This is a genomic window from Nocardia sp. NPDC056100 (assembly GCF_042266325.1).
Lineage (GTDB): Bacteria > Actinomycetota > Actinomycetes > Mycobacteriales > Mycobacteriaceae > Nocardia.
In genome coordinates, this window is record NZ_JBHJVY010000003.1 from 715,062 (window position 1) to 730,648 (window position 15,587).

16 protein-coding genes and 3 tRNA genes are annotated in these 15,587 nt (G+C 66.8%); 9 read left to right on the forward strand and 10 right to left on the reverse strand.

Annotation, left to right across the window (positions count from 1 at the left end; translation table 11 throughout):
• Positions 1 to 148: 148 nt before the first annotated feature.
• The 6 genes from ACFC0O_RS25400 to ACFC0O_RS25425 all read right to left on the reverse strand — a co-directional run bounded on the left by ACFC0O_RS25400 (position 149) and on the right by ACFC0O_RS25425 (position 4,967).
• A complete protein-coding gene (locus ACFC0O_RS25400; protein ID WP_375961910.1) occupies positions 149 to 277 on the reverse strand; it encodes a hypothetical protein in 129 nt (42 codons plus the stop codon).
• Positions 274 to 1,419 carry a ribosome small subunit-dependent GTPase A gene (rsgA, locus tag ACFC0O_RS25405; protein ID WP_375961913.1) on the reverse strand — a complete coding sequence of 382 codons (1,146 nt, stop codon included), beginning with the start codon at positions 1,417 to 1,419 and terminating at the stop codon, positions 274 to 276. Before rsgA ends, ACFC0O_RS25400 begins: the two co-directional genes overlap by 4 nt.
• Positions 1,420 to 1,657: 238 nt before the next feature.
• The gene (locus ACFC0O_RS25410) at positions 1,658 to 2,608 is read right to left on the reverse strand and encodes a glycosyltransferase family 2 protein (protein ID WP_364637210.1); all 951 of its coding nucleotides are present in this window, start codon (positions 2,606 to 2,608) and stop codon (positions 1,658 to 1,660) included.
• Positions 2,605 to 3,420, reverse strand: coding sequence for an ABC transporter ATP-binding protein (locus ACFC0O_RS25415; protein WP_364637212.1), 816 nt, complete (start codon positions 3,418 to 3,420; stop codon positions 2,605 to 2,607). Before ACFC0O_RS25415 ends, ACFC0O_RS25410 begins: the two co-directional genes overlap by 4 nt.
• A gap of 7 nt (positions 3,421 to 3,427) precedes the next feature.
• The gene (locus ACFC0O_RS25420) at positions 3,428 to 4,246 is read right to left on the reverse strand and encodes an ABC transporter permease (protein WP_375963814.1); all 819 of its coding nucleotides are present in this window, start codon (positions 4,244 to 4,246) and stop codon (positions 3,428 to 3,430) included.
• A gap of 130 nt (positions 4,247 to 4,376) precedes the next feature.
• A complete protein-coding gene (locus tag ACFC0O_RS25425) occupies positions 4,377 to 4,967 on the reverse strand; it encodes a bacterial proteasome activator family protein (RefSeq protein ID WP_375961916.1) in 591 nt (196 codons plus the stop codon).
• A gap of 101 nt (positions 4,968 to 5,068) precedes the next feature.
• Between ACFC0O_RS25425 and ACFC0O_RS25430 the strand changes: the two genes are divergently transcribed.
• A complete protein-coding gene (locus tag ACFC0O_RS25430; protein WP_375961918.1) occupies positions 5,069 to 6,274 on the forward strand; it encodes a cysteine desulfurase-like protein in 1,206 nt (401 codons plus the stop codon).
• Here ACFC0O_RS25430 and ACFC0O_RS25435 read toward each other — a convergent pair.
• On the reverse strand, positions 6,271 to 7,257 hold the full coding sequence (locus tag ACFC0O_RS25435) for an NAD(P)H-quinone oxidoreductase (protein WP_364637218.1): 987 nt from the start codon (positions 7,255 to 7,257) through the stop codon (positions 6,271 to 6,273). The genes ACFC0O_RS25430 and ACFC0O_RS25435 overlap by 4 nt on opposite strands.
• Positions 7,258 to 7,615: 358 nt before the next feature.
• Between ACFC0O_RS25435 and ACFC0O_RS25440 the strand changes: the two genes are divergently transcribed.
• The 5 genes from ACFC0O_RS25440 (at position 7,616) to ACFC0O_RS25460 (ending at position 11,748) form a co-directional block, all read left to right on the forward strand.
• Complete coding sequence (locus ACFC0O_RS25440) at positions 7,616 to 8,791, forward strand: alpha-hydroxy-acid oxidizing protein (RefSeq protein ID WP_375961922.1); 1,176 nt, start codon at positions 7,616 to 7,618, stop codon at positions 8,789 to 8,791.
• A gap of 154 nt (positions 8,792 to 8,945) precedes the next feature.
• Positions 8,946 to 9,356 carry a MarR family transcriptional regulator gene (locus tag ACFC0O_RS25445; RefSeq protein ID WP_364637974.1) on the forward strand — a complete coding sequence of 137 codons (411 nt, stop codon included), beginning with the start codon at positions 8,946 to 8,948 and terminating at the stop codon, positions 9,354 to 9,356.
• Between the two features lie 67 nt (positions 9,357 to 9,423).
• Positions 9,424 to 9,508: transfer RNA gene (locus ACFC0O_RS25450), tRNA-Ser, on the forward strand.
• 135 nt (positions 9,509 to 9,643) lie between these two features.
• Entirely contained in the window at positions 9,644 to 10,675 is a 1,032-nt protein-coding gene (locus tag ACFC0O_RS25455; RefSeq protein WP_375963817.1) for a HoxN/HupN/NixA family nickel/cobalt transporter, read from the forward strand.
• 20 nt (positions 10,676 to 10,695) lie between these two features.
• Positions 10,696 to 11,748 carry an alpha/beta hydrolase family protein gene (locus ACFC0O_RS25460; protein ID WP_364637225.1) on the forward strand — a complete coding sequence of 351 codons (1,053 nt, stop codon included), beginning with the start codon at positions 10,696 to 10,698 and terminating at the stop codon, positions 11,746 to 11,748.
• A gap of 16 nt (positions 11,749 to 11,764) precedes the next feature.
• Here ACFC0O_RS25460 and hisC read toward each other — a convergent pair whose 3' ends face one another.
• On the reverse strand, positions 11,765 to 12,841 hold the full coding sequence (hisC, locus tag ACFC0O_RS25465; protein ID WP_375961925.1) for a histidinol-phosphate transaminase: 1,077 nt from the start codon (positions 12,839 to 12,841) through the stop codon (positions 11,765 to 11,767).
• Positions 12,842 to 13,032: 191 nt separating this feature from the next.
• On the opposite strand from hisC, the gene ACFC0O_RS25470 reads away from it, so the two are divergent.
• The 3 genes from ACFC0O_RS25470 (at position 13,033) to ACFC0O_RS25480 (ending at position 14,052) form a co-directional block, all read left to right on the forward strand.
• Complete coding sequence (locus tag ACFC0O_RS25470; RefSeq protein WP_375961927.1) at positions 13,033 to 13,722, forward strand: dienelactone hydrolase family protein; 690 nt, start codon at positions 13,033 to 13,035, stop codon at positions 13,720 to 13,722.
• 124 nt (positions 13,723 to 13,846) lie between these two features.
• Positions 13,847 to 13,936, forward strand: a tRNA-Ser gene (locus tag ACFC0O_RS25475).
• Between the two features lie 43 nt (positions 13,937 to 13,979).
• A tRNA-Arg gene (locus ACFC0O_RS25480) sits at positions 13,980 to 14,052 on the forward strand.
• 60 nt (positions 14,053 to 14,112) lie between these two features.
• On the opposite strand, the gene ACFC0O_RS25485 is transcribed toward ACFC0O_RS25480, so the two are convergent.
• Entirely contained in the window at positions 14,113 to 14,823 is a 711-nt protein-coding gene (locus tag ACFC0O_RS25485) for a maleylpyruvate isomerase family mycothiol-dependent enzyme (protein WP_375961930.1), read from the reverse strand.
• A gap of 10 nt (positions 14,824 to 14,833) precedes the next feature.
• Positions 14,834 to 15,559: a DUF998 domain-containing protein gene (locus ACFC0O_RS25490; RefSeq protein WP_364637233.1), complete on the reverse strand. Its 726-nt coding sequence runs from the start codon at positions 15,557 to 15,559 to the stop codon at positions 14,834 to 14,836.
• Positions 15,560 to 15,587 lie beyond the last annotated feature (28 nt).

Consider the following 15,587-nt stretch of genomic DNA (forward strand, 5'->3'; position numbering starts at 1 on the left):
GGGAAAACTCGCAGCTCTTCGCACCCTTCCAACCTATCCGCCCCCACCTGTTCACCCGTCCAGCGCCCCGACACGTAACCGCCCGTTAGCTCGACACGGTCCGGGGGAGGTGAGGGTGTGGCCCCCCACACTGTGTTCCCGGCAGGCGCTAGGGCCTGCCGCCGCCGATCCAGGGTTTTGGCGGCGGGGGTGGGAGGTCGGGGAGGTGGCCCCAGCGCGCCCAGGCTTTGAGGACCTGGGCGGCCAGGGGGTGCGGGGGTGCGGTCGGTGCGGTCATCGGCCGAATTTGGTGCGGTCGCGGTACATGCGGCGTTGGTCCTTGCCGATTTGTTTCCAGGCGCGTTCGCGTTCGGCGCGCAGGCGGTGGTCGGAGCGGGCCGCCATCCACTCGTTCTCGCGGGAGAGCTTGCGGTAGCTGGTGAGGCGGCGTTCGGGGATTTCTCCGGATTCGATGGCCGCCTGAACGGCGCAGCCGGGTTCCCGATCGTGCGAGCAGTCGGTGAAACGGCATGCGGCGGCGAGGGATTCGATATCGCTGAAGGTGCGGCCGATGCCCTCGGCGGCATCCCAGAGGCCGATGGAACGCAGCCCGGGGGTGTCGATGAGGGTGCCGCCGCCGGGCAGCGGGCGGAGTTCGCGATGGACGGTGGTGTGCCGTCCGCGTTTGTCGCCCTCGCGAACCGCGTTGGTGGCGAACACTTCCGAACCCAGCAGGGCATTGGCGAGGGTGGATTTGCCCGCGCCGGACGGTCCGAGCAGCGCCACCGTGCCGTCCAGTACGGCGGTCAGCACCTCCATGCCGAGTCCGGTGGACGCGCTCACCGCGAGCACGGTCGCGCCCGGAGCCGCCGCCCGCACCTCGTCCAGCGAGAGATCCTGGGCGAGATCGGCTTTGGTGAGCACCACCACCGGTTGCGCCCCGGATTCCCAGGCCAGCGCGAGCATGCGCTCGATGCGCCCGAGATCCACATCCCCGTCACCGGGCGAGCAGATCAGCACGGTGTCGACATTGGCGGCCAGCACCTGATCCCCGGCGCGTGCCCGCGAATCCGAATGCCCGGAGACGGCAGCCCGCACGATGGCGGTCTTGCGCGGCAACAGCTTTCGCACCACCGCCGAATTCAGCATGCCGCGCGTCACGGGCCGCTCACCGGATTCGGTGCTCAGCCCCACCCAATCCCCGGTGCACAGTCCGGTGACATCGGAGTCCGAGCGCGGGCAGCGGGCGCGCACGATGACCGCCGCGGCCTGATCGGGCAGGCGAGTGCCGGAAATCGGCACCGCCACATCGCATTCGCTGCGATCCATGCGCAGCAGTCGCGCCGGGGTCAGCGAATCACCCAGCAGCGGAAGGTATTCGGCGGCCACCTCGGCGGTCCAGCCGTAGGGGGAGAGCAGGTCGTAGTCGACCACAGACATGGTGGGAGAGTCCTTCGACGGGCCGAGCCCGTCCGGGACTCAGCGCGAGATATTCGAGGTGGATACGCACGGCGCGGCGAAAACACGCGCGGGCACGACAATCCGAGCTGCTGTAGTCACGTAATCCACCTCCTCATCTCTCCCTTGGCGATCACCGGGGCGATCGCGACGCCGAATAAGAACGGGGCCAACCCTGTCAGGTTCGCCCGATCGGCGCAATCGATTTTCTGACCAGCGCTTATGTCTTGGCTTCCGGCTTGCGGAACTGCTCGCGCCGCCCGAGCCGCTGCAACCGCAGCCATTCCAGGAACCCCTGCGGATCCTTCTGCTGTAACAGGAAGAACCAGCCGAACCGAGCCAGCTCCTGCGGCAATAACTTCCGCATGCCCGGCTGCGCCATGAGGTACCCGCGATTGCGATAGGTGAAGTACCGCTTCACCGGATCGTCCGGATACTGGGTGTGCATCCGCCCGCCCAGAATCGGCTTGAACTCCTCCGACCCATTGGGATGCAGGTACGCGGTCTGCAGACAGGTGCCGAACGGCAGCCCGGACCGCACCAGCCGCCGGTGCACCTCGACCTCGTCACCGCGCACGAACAGCCGCAGATCCGGTACGCCGATGATGTCCACGGCCTCCGCCGACACCAGCGCGCCATTGAACAGCGAGGCGATGCCCGGCAGGAAATCCTCGTCGCCGAGTTCGGAGCGCAGTCGCCGCCACACCACGCCGCGGCGCAGCGGGAACGCCAGCCGGTCCGGATCGTCGATATCGGCGACCACCGGCGACACCTCGACCAGCTGATGCCGCTTCGCGCAATCGAACAGCGTGGCAAGCACTTCCGGCCCGTCGGGGCGGCCGTCGTCATCGGCCAGCCACACCCAGTCCGCGCCCATGGTGAGCGCGTGCAGCATGCCGAGCGCGAAACCGCCCGCGCCGCCGAGATTGTGCGCGGAGCCCAGGTAGGTGGATTCGATGGGCTGGTTGCGCACCAGCTCACCCACCTCGGCCTCATTGCCGTTGTCCACGACGATGAGGTGGTCGATGGGCCGGGTCTGGGTGGAGAGCACCTTGAGTGACTCCGCCAGCAGTTCCCGGCGTTTATGGGTCACCACGATGGCGACGATGCGGGCATCGTCGCCGAAATGCGGTGTGGTCTGGTCAGCGTTGCCGGATTGACGGTCGCTCATGCGGGATTCCGTTCGGGTTCACGTGCCAGATCCCGCAGCACCTGCGCCACGTGATCGCCCGCCTCCGGGCCTTCGTACGCGCGCACGACTTCCTCGATGCCGCCGTGCATGCGTACCTGTCCATGATCTATCCACATCGCGGAATCACATAGTTGGGCGAGGAATTCGTTGGAGTGGCTCGCGAAAACCAGGATGCCGGAGCGGGAAACCAATTCCTGCAACCGGATTCGCGCCTTCTTCATGAATTCCGCGTCGACCGCGCCGATACCCTCGTCGAGCAGCAGGATCTCCGGATCGATGGAGGTCACCACGCCCATGGCCAGGCGCACCCGCATACCGGTGGAGTAGGTGCGCAGCGGCATCGCCAAATATTCGCCCAATTCGGTGAATTCGGCGATCTCGTCGATCAGCGACAGCATCTTCTTGCGGGTCTGCCCGAGGAACAAACCGCGAATGATGATGTTGTCGTAGCCCGAGACCTCCGGATCCATGCCGACGCCCAGATCGAAGACCGGGGCGACCCGCCCGCGAATCCGGGCGCTGCCGCGGGTGGGCTCGTAGATGCCCGAAAGCAGCCGCAGCAGCGTCGATTTGCCCGCGCCGTTGTGGCCGACCAGTCCGATCCGGTCGCCCTCTTTCAGCGACATGGTGATATCGCGCAACGCCTCCACGACCACCACATCGGACTGATTGCGCCCGATGGCGCCACCGGCCGACCCCAGGACCGCCTTCTTCAGCGATCGGGATTTGGCGTCGAAGATCGGGAACTCGACCCACGCGTGCTGGGTTTCGATACTCACATGGTCGGTCATTGAGCCTTCACACCCAGTAGGGGACGCGGGAACGGAACTTCTTCATGGCCAGTATCGCGACTATCCAGCCGACGACGGTGATGGCCAGCACCACAATCCAGCTGCGCAGGTGAATCGGATCGCCCAGCAGCGGCGCGCGCACGATTTCCAGGTAGTGGAAGGTCGGCACCAGCTCGGCCAGTTTCGCGCGATCGCTCGCGGTGCCGGTCAGCGCGGTCGGCTTCCACATGACCGGGGTCAGCACGAAGAGCATCAGCGTGGTGCTGTTCAGGATCGGCGCGAGGTCGCGGTAGCGGGTGCTGAAAATGCCGAACACGATGGTCACCCAGAGCGCGTTCAGGAAAATCAGCAGCAGGCCCGGAATCGCCAGCAGTGCCGACCAGTGCAGATGCCGCCAGATGCTGAACGCCACCAGCATGATCACGTAGATGATCAGGTTGTGCGCGAAGAACAGGAACTGCCGCCACACCAGGCGATACACGTGCACGCTCAGCGCCGACGGAAGTTGTTTGATCAGGCCCTCATTGGCGATGAAGACATCGGAGCCCTCGATGATGCTGGCATTGATGACATTCCAGACAATCAGGCCAACAGTCACATAGGGCAGATACGAATTCAGCGACTGCCCGAACAGGGTGGCGTACAGCACACCCATCGCCGCCGCCTGTAAACCGGTGGCGATGGTGATCCAGAACGGCCCGAGCACCGAACGCCGATAGCGCTGTTTGATGTCCTGCCAGCCGAGCGCCAGCCACAATTCACGCTGGGAGAATCCGTCGCGGAAGTCTTTGAAGGCACGCGCGAAGGACTGCGAATCCGACACCAGCGTCACCGTTTCATCATCCGGGCGCACTTCGGTCGTCGCCGAGTCGGGGGGAGCAGCAGCAGGCACAGTCCCCGACCCTATCTAATAGCCCGCGAGTTGCGTCGGGAACCTGCTGCCGACCCGCAGATGGTCAGAGATATTGGCCACCACCGCCGGAGGACGACCCACCGCGCGAATCGGTTCCGCTCATGCCGGGCGGGAGGGCGTGGCGCATTTGCTCGAGTTGCGCGCGGGCCGCCATCTGCTGTGCGAACAGGGCGGTCTGGATGCCGTGGAACAGGCCCTCCAGCCAGCCGACCAATTGCGCCTGGGCGATGCGCAGTTCGGCGTCGGAGGGGATCACGTCATCGCTGAAGGGCAGGGCGAGGCGTTCGAGTTCTTCGCGGAGTTCGGGCGCGAGGCCCTGTTCGAGTTCGCGAATCGAGGTGCGGTGGATATCGCGCAGCCGGGTGCGGCTGGCGTCGTCGAGCGGTGCGTGCCGGACTTCCTCCAGCAGCTGTTTGATCATGGTGCCGATGCGCATGACCTTCGCGGGCTGTTCCACCATGTCGGCGAGCGACTCATCCTGTTCGCCGGAATCGCCGGAATTACCCTCACCGACAACCTGTCCGGTCACCTCGACCGGTTCGCCGCCGATCTGCGCGGCGGCCGGAATCATCAACGGCTTGCCCTCGGGGCCGATCACCACAATGGATTCCGGCGCCCCATCCGATTGCGTCATCCCCCCATCATGTCCCGTCACCGCCGACGGCGCTAAGCGGCACCCACCCAAACCGCACACACCGTTACGCCGACTTGCCCTCTGCCTTTAGAGTGACCAGCATGACTTACGACGTCGCACGGGTTCGGGGCCTAATACCGTCCCTGGGCGACGGCTGGATCCACCTCGACCCGCAAGCGGGCATGCTGGTCCCCGATTCGGTATCCCGAGCCGTCTCAACGGGTTTCCGGACCTCCGCCTTCTCGCATACCAATCGGCACGGCGCGGCCAAGCGCAGCGCCGCCATTCTGGAGGCCGCTCGCGAGGCGGTCGCGGATTTGGTCGGCGGCGACCCGGCGGGCGTGGTGCTCGGCCCGGATCGCGCGGTACTGCTGGCCTGGCTGGCCGAATCGCTGAGCTCCCGACTGGGTCTGGGCACCGGGATCGTGCTGTCGCGCCTGGATGACGAAGCCAATGTCGCGCCGTGGCTGCGCATCGCGAATCGCTATGGCGCACATGTGCGCTGGGCCGAAGTGGAGATCGAGACCTGCGAAATGCCGGCCTGGCAGTTCGAGGAGCTCATCGGGCCCACCGCCCGGCTGGTCGCGCTGACCGCCGCCTCCCCGATCGTCGGCTCCGCGCCCGCGGTGCGGGTGGCCGCCGATCGCGTGCACGAGGTGGGCGGCCTGCTGGTCGCCGACTGCTTCGGGGCCGCGCCGTACGCGCTAATCGATATCGACGAACTCAATGCCGATGTGATCGCGCTCAGCGCACCCGCGTGGGGCGGACCGCAGATCGGCGCACTGGTCTTCCGCGATCCCGCGTTCCTGGACCGGATTCCGTCCATGTCGCTCAACCCCTACGCCAAGGGCGCGGAGCGGCTCGAGGTCGGCGGGCACCAGTACGCGCTACTGGCGGGCCTGGCCACCTCGGTCGACTATCTGGCAGGACTCGACGAACGCGCCACCGGGACCCGCCGCGAACGCCTCGAGATGTCCATCACGTCGCTGCAGGACTATCACGATCAGCTCTTCGAACATCTGATGTCGGTGCTGGACACCATCCCGAACCTGACCGTCATCGGCCGCGCCTCCACCCGCATCCCGACGGTGAGCTTCACCATTTCGGGCATGCAGGCGGAGAAGGTCTCGGCCAAACTGGCCGACGCCCGCATCGGCACGCTGAGCGGATCGCACGGCGGCTCCCGCCTGCTGGACGCGCTCGGGGTGAACGATGAGGGCGGGGCGGTCACCATCGGTCTCGCCCCGTATACGACCAAATTCGAGATCGATCAGCTCGGCCGCGCCCTCACCGCACTCGACACCTAGTCGACCCGCAGGATCACCTTCCCGAAGTTCTCCGGCGAGTCCAGCAGCCGATGTGCCTGTGCCACATCGGTTATGGGCAGTTCGTCGGAGACCACGGGGACGATGGTGCCGTCGGAGATCATCGGCCACAGGTGCCTGCGCAGCTCGGTGATGATCTCGGCCTTGGAGCCGCGACCGTGCTCGGGGCGGCGGCGCAGATTCGTGGCGTGAATGGTGCCGCGTTTGGCAAGCAGCGCACCGAGATTCAGTTCCGCTTTGATCCCGCCCTGCATACCGATGATCACCAGTCGGCCGTCATCGGCGAGCGCCTCGACATTGCGTTCCAGATAGGCCGCACCCATATTGTCGAGAATGATGTCCACACCGGGATATTCGCTGTGGATGACGGTGACGAAATCATGTTCGCGGTAATTGATCAGCACCGTCGCGCCCAGTTCCCGGCACAGTTCCAGCTTCGCGTCCGAACCCGCGGTCACCGCGACCCGCGCACCGAGCGCCCGCGCCACCTGAATGGCATGCGTCCCGATTCCACTGCCGCCGCCGTGAATCAGCAGCAGATGTCCGCTGTGCAGGCCCGCCGTCATCACCAGATTCGACCAGACCGTCGCCGCCACCTCCGGAAGTGCCGCCGCCGCAACCACATCCAGATGTTCGGGCACGGGCAGCAATTGGGATTCCGGCGCCAGCACCCGCTCGGCATAACCGCCGCCGGAAAGCAGCGCGCAGACCTTGTCGCCCACATGCCAATCCCGCACGTGCGGGCCGAGCGCCGCGATCACACCGGAGACCTCCAGTCCCAATGTCTCGCTCGCACCGGGTGGCGGCGGATAGAACCCCTGCCGTTGCAGCAGATCCGCGCGGTTCACACCGGCCGCCGCCACCTCGATCAAAACTTCACCGGGTCCGGGCGCGGGCAGGTCGGGTACCTGCGCCCATTTCATGACCTCTGGCTCACCGAAACCGTCGAGTGTCACCGCATACATGAAAGCGAGCCTACGGCGGCGGATCAACGATTACTGTCAGGCCGGGCTCGCTTATTGCCAGGCGGGCCTGGGCGGGCGCACAGCCTCCTGTCAGCTTCGGCGGTCATTGTGTAATGACCACATCCGAAAGGGAGAATCCATGATCGGCTTCGTGACCGCGCTGTGTGCGCTGACCATCCTGACCGCAATGGCCATTTCCGGCTTCGTCGCCGCCGAATCCCCGCGCGCACTGGTGCGCGTACGCAGCAACCGACGCTGATACCAGCGCATTCCGGCCGGAACCTTTCCGGAAGTTACGCTCCGGGAAAGTATTTCCGACACCCCCCGTACCACCGGTGTTGGTACTAGCGTTTGCCGAATGAGCAGTTTCGTCGACTTCCAGAACGAGATCTACCTTTCCGGACTCGCCGGCAATGTCCCCGCCCTACCCATGACGGCGGCCGGACTCGAAGCCCGGGCTCGGGAAGTACTGGAACCGGCGGCCTTCGCCTATGTGGCGGGCAGCGCCTCCGCCGAGCGCACCGCGGCGAACAATCTGCACGCCTTCGAGAAATACCGGCTCATGCCGCGGGTACTGCGCGGCACCAGCGGCCCGGACGTTCGCGACCTGTCGGTCGAAGTGCTCGGAACACATTTGGCCGCACCGATTCTCACCGCGCCCATCGGTGTACTGGGGCTGCTGCACGAGCGCGGGGAAACCGTGGTCGCCGATGTGACCCGCGAACTCGGCATCGGCATGGTGCTCTCCACCGCGGGCTCCTCCACCATCGAGGAAGCCGGGGCGCTGGCGGGGGACTGGTGGTATCAGCTGTACTGGCCCAGCGATCCCGAACTCGCGCGCTCCTTCGTCGAACGGGCCGAAAAGGCCGGAGCCAAGGCCATTGTCGTCACCGTCGACACCCCGTCCCTGGGTTGGCGGCCACGCGATCTGGAACTCGGGCACCTGCCGTTCCTGGCCGCAAAGGGCATCGCCAACTATCTCTCCGATCCGGTCTTCCGCGCCAAACTCCCCGCACCCCCGGAGGAGAGCGCGGACGCCATGCGCGCGGCCGTGCTCACCTGGATCGGCCTGTTCGGCAATCACGGGCTGCGGCCCGCGGACATCGCGAAACTGCGCGACTGGACCACCCTGCCCATCGCGGTGAAGGGCGTCGTGCACCCCGATGACGCCCGGCAATGCGTGGACGCGGGCGCGGACGCGGTGGTCGTCAGCAATCACGGCGGCCGCCAGGTGGACGGTGCCGTCGCGGCCCTGGACGCGCTGCCGACCATCGTGGCGACGGTCGGCGATCGCGCCGATGTGCTCTTCGATTCCGGCATCCGCACCGGCTCCGATGTCATGATCGCGCTGTCCCTCGGTGCGAAAGCCGTGCTCTACGGCCGTCCCTGGGCCTACGGTCTCGGCATCGCCGGACGCGACGGCGTCCGGCACGCCTTGCGCACCCTGCTCGCGGATTTCGATGCGGCCATGGGACTTTCGGGCTGCACCACCGTGCACGACCTGAGCCGCACCATGATCAGCAGCTTCCGCTGAACTGATCTTCGGGAAAAACTCCACCGCAGCTCGCCCGGGTTCGACACGCCTGTTTGGCTACAATCAGCGCGTGGCTTTCGAATCCGGCGGCCGCGGTATAGCCGCCGAACCGAGGTGGCTCACCCCCGAGCAGCAGCGCGCGTGGCGGTCCTATATGGACGGCGGCCAGCGCCTCATGGCCGACCTCAATCGCCAACTGCAACGCGACAGCGCGCTCTCCTTCGCCGACTACCGCATCCTGGTCAAACTCTCCGAAGCGCCCGGCCGCTCGCTGCGCATGAGCGATCTCGCCGACGGCGTGCTCTCCTCCCGCAGTCGCCTCACCCATCAGATCCGCCGCCTCGAAGGCCAGCACATGGTCCGCCGCACCGCCTGCGAGGACGACGGCCGCGGCGTGCTGGCCCAGCTCACCGATGAGGGCCTGCGCCGCCTGCGCCTGGCCGCCCCCGGCCACGTCGCCGCCGTCCGCCGCTATTTCATCGACCTGCTCACCCCGCAGCAGCTCGCCGCCATGGCGGCGGCGATGGAGGTCATCGACCGGGCGGGCGACCACCGCGCCGATTAGCAGGTCGGTCACGGACCCGGCCGGAGCGAAGCGGTGGATAACTGGACGCTGCTAACATCAACGCGCTGGAAGCGTGGCAGAGCGGCCGAATGCACTCGCCTTGAAAGCGAGCGTCGTGAGAGCGACCGGGGGTTCAAATCCCTCCGCTTCCGCTGAAGATACGTAGATGGGCACCGGATCAAGTTGCCGGTGCCCATTTGCGTCGACGCCCGCGCCTTGAGCTCCGAGGATGTGGCGCAGGTGCGGGCACGGCGAGATGAGGTTGTGTCGTGCGCGGTTGGGTGGCAATGGGTCTCGCGGTTCTCGCGCTGCACATCATCGGCTGGGGCACCCTGCTGATATTCGTGGTGCCGGGCCATCACATGGTGCAGGGCGCGGTCTTCGGGGTCGGGCTGGGCGTGACCGCCTACACGCTCGGCATGCGGCACGCCTTCGACGCCGACCACATCGCCGCCATCGACAACACCACCCGCAAACTCGTCGCCGAGAACGGCCGCGCCAAGACGCACACCGTCGGATTCTGGTTCGCCCTCGGCCATTCCAGCATCGTCTTCCTGATGGTGGCCCTGCTGGCGGCGGGCGTGCGCGCGCTCGCCGGGCCCATCGAGGACGAGGGCTCGGCCCTGCACAGGTGGACGGGGCTGTGGGGCACGAGCATCTCCGGCATCTTCCTGATCGCCATCGGCCTGCTGAATCTGGCGTCGCTGGTGGCCATTTGGAAGGTGTACCGGCGCATGCGCGGCGGCGACCTCGACGAGGCGCGCCTGGAATACGAACTCGAACACCGCGGCGCGCTCAATCGGATTCTCGGGCCGGTGGTGAAGCTGGTGCGCAAACCGTGGCAGATGTACCCGGTCGGACTGCTTTTCGGGCTCGGCTTCGACACCGTCACTGAGGTCGGGCTGCTGGTGATCGCGGGCGGCGCGGCCGCCACCGGACTGCCCTGGTACACGATTCTCGTTCTGCCCGTGCTATTTTCGGCCGGTATGACGCTGTTCGACGCCCTCGACGGCTCCTTCATGAGCTACGCCTACGACTGGGCGTTCGCGCGACCGGTGCGCAAGATCTACTACAACCTGGTCATCACCGGGCTGTCCGTGGCCGTCGCACTGCTGATCGGCGTGCAGGAGATCATCTCGATCTTCGTCGAACGTCTCGATATCACAACGGGTTTCATCGCCTGGATCGGAAATCTGGACCTCGGCGACCTCGGCTTCGTCATCGCCGGGCTGTTCCTGGGCACCTGGGCGGTCGCAATCCTCGTGTGGCGCTTCACCGATGTGGAGACGCGCTGGGAACGTGATCTCGCCGCCGATTGATTTCTGGCAGGATTGGCAGGGTGCTTCGCCGCAGTGCAGTACGGCGTCGCCTCGCCGGCGCCCTCGCCAGCGCCGCACTGCTCGCCGGTGCGGCGTTGTTCAGCCTTCCGCAATCGCTTGCCGAACCGCCCGTGGACTCCGGGTCCAATGAGGAGGCTCCGCCCGCGGTCGACGCCGTGCATCCCAGCCACGCCGCCATCGCGCGCATCGAGAATCTGAACGATCGGCTGCTGCAGGTCTCGGTCAACTCGCCCGCCATGGGGCGGACCGTGGACGTGCAGGTGCTGCTGCCCGCCGTCCGCGATTCCCCGCGCCCCACCCTCTACATGCTGGACGGGCGCAGCGCCGCCGCCGACGCCAACAATTGGGCGAACAAGGGCGGCGCACTGCGCTTCTTCGCCGATAAGAACGTGAACGTGGTCTTCACCCTCGGCGGACCGGCCAGCTACTACACCGACTGGCTGCACGCCGACCCCAAACTCGGCACCAACCGGTGGGAAACCTTCCTCACCCGGGAACTGCCGCCACTGCTGGACGCCCGCTTCGGCGGAGACGGCGTCAACGGCCTCACCGGCGTCTCCATGGGCGCGGAGGCGGCCATGATGCTGGCCGTGCGCCATCCGGAGCTCTACCGGGCCGTGGGGGCGCACAGCGGCTGCTACGCAATGAGTTCGGACTTCGGCCAGGCGCAGGCGCGCGCCGTGGTCGGCACCTTCGGCGGCGATCCGGACAATATGTTCGGCCCCTCGGACGATCCGCAGTGGGCCGCGCACGATGTGCTGCTGCACGCGGAAGCCCTGCGCGGCAAGACCATCTACCTGTCCTCGGGCAGCGGGCTGCCCGGTGAACACGACGGTCCGGGCAATCCCGATGCCCGCCAATCGATTCTGTTCGGCGGGCCGCTCGAAGCGGGCGCGGACATGTGCACCGCGCAGCTCTCGGACCGGCTCGGTCAACTCGGCATTCCGGCCGTGGTCGACCGCCGCCTCACCGGCACCCACTCCTGGCCCTACTGGGCCGACGAACTTCCGCGCTCCTGGCCGACCCTGGCCCTGGGGCTCGGAATCGGCTAGCCCAGTTCGGAATCGGCTAGCCGAGGAAGCGGGCGACCGTGGCGGGATCGGTGGCGAAGCTCAGGAACAGGTCGTTCTCGTGCGGATCGCCCGCGGTGATGCGGACGCCGTCATCTCCGTAGGGCCGCACCAGGACTCCGGCCTCGGCGCTGGCCTGACCGTATTCGCCGCTGCGGTCGCCGAGCGGCAGCCACAGGAAGTTGGCCTGGCTGTCCGCGACCCGGTAGCCCGCCGCGACCAGTGCGTCCCGCATGCGATTGCGTTCGGCCACAACGGCGTTGGTGCGCTCGAGCAGCTCGTGCCGGGCGTCCAGCGAGGCGATGGCGGCGGCCTGCGCCACCCGGTTCACGCTGAACGGGATGTGCACCTTCATCAGCGCGGTGACCACGTCGGGATCGCCGACCGCATAGCCGACGCGCAGCCCCGCGAGGCCGTACGCCTTCGAGAAGGTGCGCAGCACAAGCACATTGGGCCGGGTGCGGCCGATCTCCACGCCGTTGGGCTGATCGTCCAGCCGCATGTACTCGTAGTAGGCCTCGTCCAGCACCACCAGCACGTTCGCGGGCACCGAATCCACGAAGCGAATGAGTTCGGCGGTGCCGTGCGCGGTCCCGGTCGGATTGTTCGGATTGCACACGAACACGACGCGGGTATTCGGCGTGATCGCCGCCGCCAGCGCGTCCAGATCGTGCGCGAAATCGTGATCGAGCGGCACTCGCACGGCCGTCGCGCCCGCCACCTGCGTCACGATCGGGTACGCCTCGAACGAGCGCCACGCGAAAACCACCTCATCGGTGGGGGCGAGGCAGGTGATCTGCACCAGTTCCTGGCAGAGGGCGACACTGCCGCAACCGGCCGCCACGTTCTCCACCGCGACGCCGTGGAATTCGGCGATGGCGCTGCGCAATTCGAGCGCGGCGTTGTCCGGGTACCGGTTCACCAGTTCGGCGGCCTCGGCGATGGCCTTGGCCACCGAGGGCAGCGGCGGAAAGGTGGTCTCGTTGCTGGCCAGCTTCACCAGGTCGGGGTGGCTGCGGCCGGCGATGTACGCCGGGATGGCATCGAGATCCGGACGAATGTGCGCGCTCACCATCCCACCCTATGCGGTGCCCGATTCGCACCGCCCCGGTGGTGCCGTACCGATGCGCCGCGGCCGCCGATCGGTGACCCCCGCGAAAGTGGCACGGCGTTTGCCGCGCGGGTGTTTGTACCGGAAAATGTTCTGCGCATTGACCCCGGCAAAACATTAATCCCGAAGTTACCTTGCGCAACTACTCTGGCTGCATGGCGGGCATTTTCCGAGATCTAGCGCCTGTGCACGAGACGATGCGGGTTCCTCTCACTGTGATCGAACCGGATGGTCATGCACGAGGCGGCATCGTGGTGTTGCACGAATCGCGCGAATTCACCGATCCTTTGCTGGATCTCATGCGATCCCTGGCCGATGACGGCTGGACGGTGGTCGCGCCCGACCTCTTCCACCGCGCCAATGGCGTGGTGCCGGAACAGGTTTTCGGCGCGGACCTGGTCGAGGATTTCGACGCCTGCTTCGAATGGCTCACCGGGCACGGCGTCTTCGGTGACTGCATCGGGGTGCTCGGCTTCGACTCCGCGGGCACCGCCGCCGCCCTGGTCGCCACCGATCGCCGCATCGGCGCGGCGGTCAGCGTGGCCGCCCCCGGCATCGAAACCCCGCTCACCCCACAGGCTGTCGCGCTCGCCATCGCCGCGCCCGGCCTCAAAGCGCCCTGGCTCGCCCTGTTCGGCGCGGACGATCCGCGCACCCCACCCGATCAGGTCGATCGCCTGCGCGACGCCGCCGCCCGCGCCGATGTCGCCACCCTCGTGGTCAGCTATCCGGGCCTGCGGCACCGGCCCGATCACCCCGGCTTCGATCCGGCCGTCCCCGAGGACGCCGCCACCCTGGACGCGCAAACCCGCATCTTCGAATGGTTCGACAGTCACCTGCGCTGAGACCACCTCGGCAGATGGCCCGCATCGAGCCTCTGACCAGCCGTTTTGCCTATTGGTCACCCGCTGTGTAATCTTTCGTCCCGGCGGTTCGAAAGGACCGGCGCCCTCGTAAGAGAAGGCTCCAGGAGGCGTGCCAGAGCGGCCGAATGGGACTCACTGCTAATGAGTTGTCCCTTCACGGGGACCGGAGGTTCAAATCCTCTCGCCTCCGCCAAGCCCGGTTCGCCGGGCTGCTACAACTGAATATGTTCGACCATGCGCCCGTAGCTCAACGGATAGAGCATCTGACTACGGATCAGAAGGTTAGGGGTTCGAATCCCTTCGGGCGCACAGCAGAACGGCCCCGCACCAGCAGGTGCGGGGACATTCTTGTTATCCGGGCGGTGCTCGTTATTTCCAGTCCGCCAGGTTCGGGAGGGTGCCGGTGAGATCCGCGCCACTGGAGCGGCCGATGAGCCAGGCGGCGAGAGCTGGTGCGGGGCCGGTGATTTCCGTCTCAGGGGTGCCTACCGTGCCGGTGTAGCCGGTGTCGGTCGCGGTGACGGTGAAGCCCGGGCCCTCCTTGGCGGACAGGTCACCGATGGCCTGGGGGAGCAGGCGGGCGACGAAGGCGGCGGGCCAATCCTGGGGCGTGTAGCCGACATTCAGGTCCACGTGGTGAATCTGGACCTCCAGCAGGCGCATCCACAGGACGCGACTGGCGGGCAGTTCGCCGCCCTGGCGGTTGCGCACGATCGCCTGCCAGGATTCGGCGGGCATCACCCGGGCCAGGGCGAGCCAGCGCTCGGCGGAGGCGGTGAGGTCCTCGAATTGTTCGCGCATGGCGCGCGGGGCGCCGGCTTCGATATCGGCGTCGCGCAGGAAAGCGCTTGCGTACTGCGGGGTTTCGATACCGGTGCGCGCCCACAGCAGCAGGTTCACCAGGCTGTCGGCATTGCGGGACAGATGCGTCAGCACATGCCCGCGGGTCCAGCCGGGCAGTAGCGACGCCTCGATCAGATCGGCGTCGGTGAGGCCGGAGGCGGCGTCGAGCAGCAGGGTCGTCGCGGCCGCGACGGTGTCGAGCTGCGTGGGAATCTCGGTGCGTGCGTCGCTGGTCACAGCATCGACCCTACCCAGCGCGGCGGTCGGAATCCCGTTCGGCGAGAACGATTTGCACCGCGAGCACGACCAGCCACAGCGACATCGCGCCCACCTGGATGCGCTGTGCGATGCCGAGACCGTAATTGCCGGGCAGATTGTCGGCGATCAGCATCCAGGCCGTCACGACCGAACCGATGATGAGAATCCACAGGCCGGTATGGCGCAGAATCGGCCAGCGCTTGTATTTGAACGCCGCCACGCTGAACGCGATCATCGCGATGTAGATGGAGAACACCGCCAGCGAACTGGTGAGCGCGTGAATCTGATGCAGCTGCGGAACCAGTCCGGATTCCGAATACGTATGCGTCACAGTGGGATCGATCGGCCACTGGGCATCGGCGATGGTGGAGAGCCCGAAACAGGTCAGCGCGATCCAGCCGATGGTGGAATAGCGGCGGCGCGAGAACAACAGCAGGCCGCCGATACCGGCCACCGCGAGCATCGTCCCCGATACGGTGTCACCGGTGGTGAAGACCCAGCGGAACGGCGCACCCTTCTCGGCCAGTTGACTCAGGAAGGTGTTCGTCGGATCGCTGGGGATGGGTAGCAGGAATTCCAGCACCCAGGACGAATAACCGAGCCCGGCCAGCCCGATCAGGATGGCGATGCACCAGCGCAGTACCCGTCGCCAGCGTGGAGTGGGCGGTGCGTCACTCGGGGCCGCCGCTACCTGTTTCTCCTGGGTCCGGGTCATAGCCGTACTCGCTTTCGCTGGCCTCGCT

What these genes read in the sequence shown, in the direction of transcription:
- rsgA (WP_375961913.1), bottom strand. Translation starts at nt 1,419, where the DNA reads ATGTCTGTGGTCGACTACGACCTGCTCTCCCCCTACGGCTGGACCGCC.
- ACFC0O_RS25425 (WP_375961916.1), bottom strand. Translation starts at nt 4,967, where the DNA reads ATGACGCAATCGGATGGGGCGCCGGAATCCATTGTGGTGATCGGCCCC.
- ACFC0O_RS25470 (WP_375961927.1), top strand. Translation starts at nt 13,033, where the DNA reads ATGGCGGGCATTTTCCGAGATCTAGCGCCTGTGCACGAGACGATGCGG.
- ACFC0O_RS25440 (WP_375961922.1), top strand. Translation starts at nt 7,616, where the DNA reads ATGAGCAGTTTCGTCGACTTCCAGAACGAGATCTACCTTTCCGGACTC.
- ACFC0O_RS25400 (WP_375961910.1), bottom strand. Translation starts at nt 277, where the DNA reads ATGACCGCACCGACCGCACCCCCGCACCCCCTGGCCGCCCAGGTCCTC.
- ACFC0O_RS25430 (WP_375961918.1), top strand. Translation starts at nt 5,069, where the DNA reads ATGACTTACGACGTCGCACGGGTTCGGGGCCTAATACCGTCCCTGGGC.
- ACFC0O_RS25455 (WP_375963817.1), top strand. Translation starts at nt 9,644, where the DNA reads ATGGGTCTCGCGGTTCTCGCGCTGCACATCATCGGCTGGGGCACCCTG.
- ACFC0O_RS25410 (WP_364637210.1), bottom strand. Translation starts at nt 2,608, where the DNA reads ATGAGCGACCGTCAATCCGGCAACGCTGACCAGACCACACCGCATTTC.
- ACFC0O_RS25490 (WP_364637233.1), bottom strand. Translation starts at nt 15,559, where the DNA reads ATGACCCGGACCCAGGAGAAACAGGTAGCGGCGGCCCCGAGTGACGCA.
- ACFC0O_RS25415 (WP_364637212.1), bottom strand. Translation starts at nt 3,420, where the DNA reads ATGACCGACCATGTGAGTATCGAAACCCAGCACGCGTGGGTCGAGTTC.
- ACFC0O_RS25435 (WP_364637218.1), bottom strand. Translation starts at nt 7,257, where the DNA reads ATGTATGCGGTGACACTCGACGGTTTCGGTGAGCCAGAGGTCATGAAA.
- hisC (WP_375961925.1), bottom strand. Translation starts at nt 12,841, where the DNA reads ATGGTGAGCGCGCACATTCGTCCGGATCTCGATGCCATCCCGGCGTAC.
- ACFC0O_RS25445 (WP_364637974.1), top strand. Translation starts at nt 8,946, where the DNA reads ATGGACGGCGGCCAGCGCCTCATGGCCGACCTCAATCGCCAACTGCAA.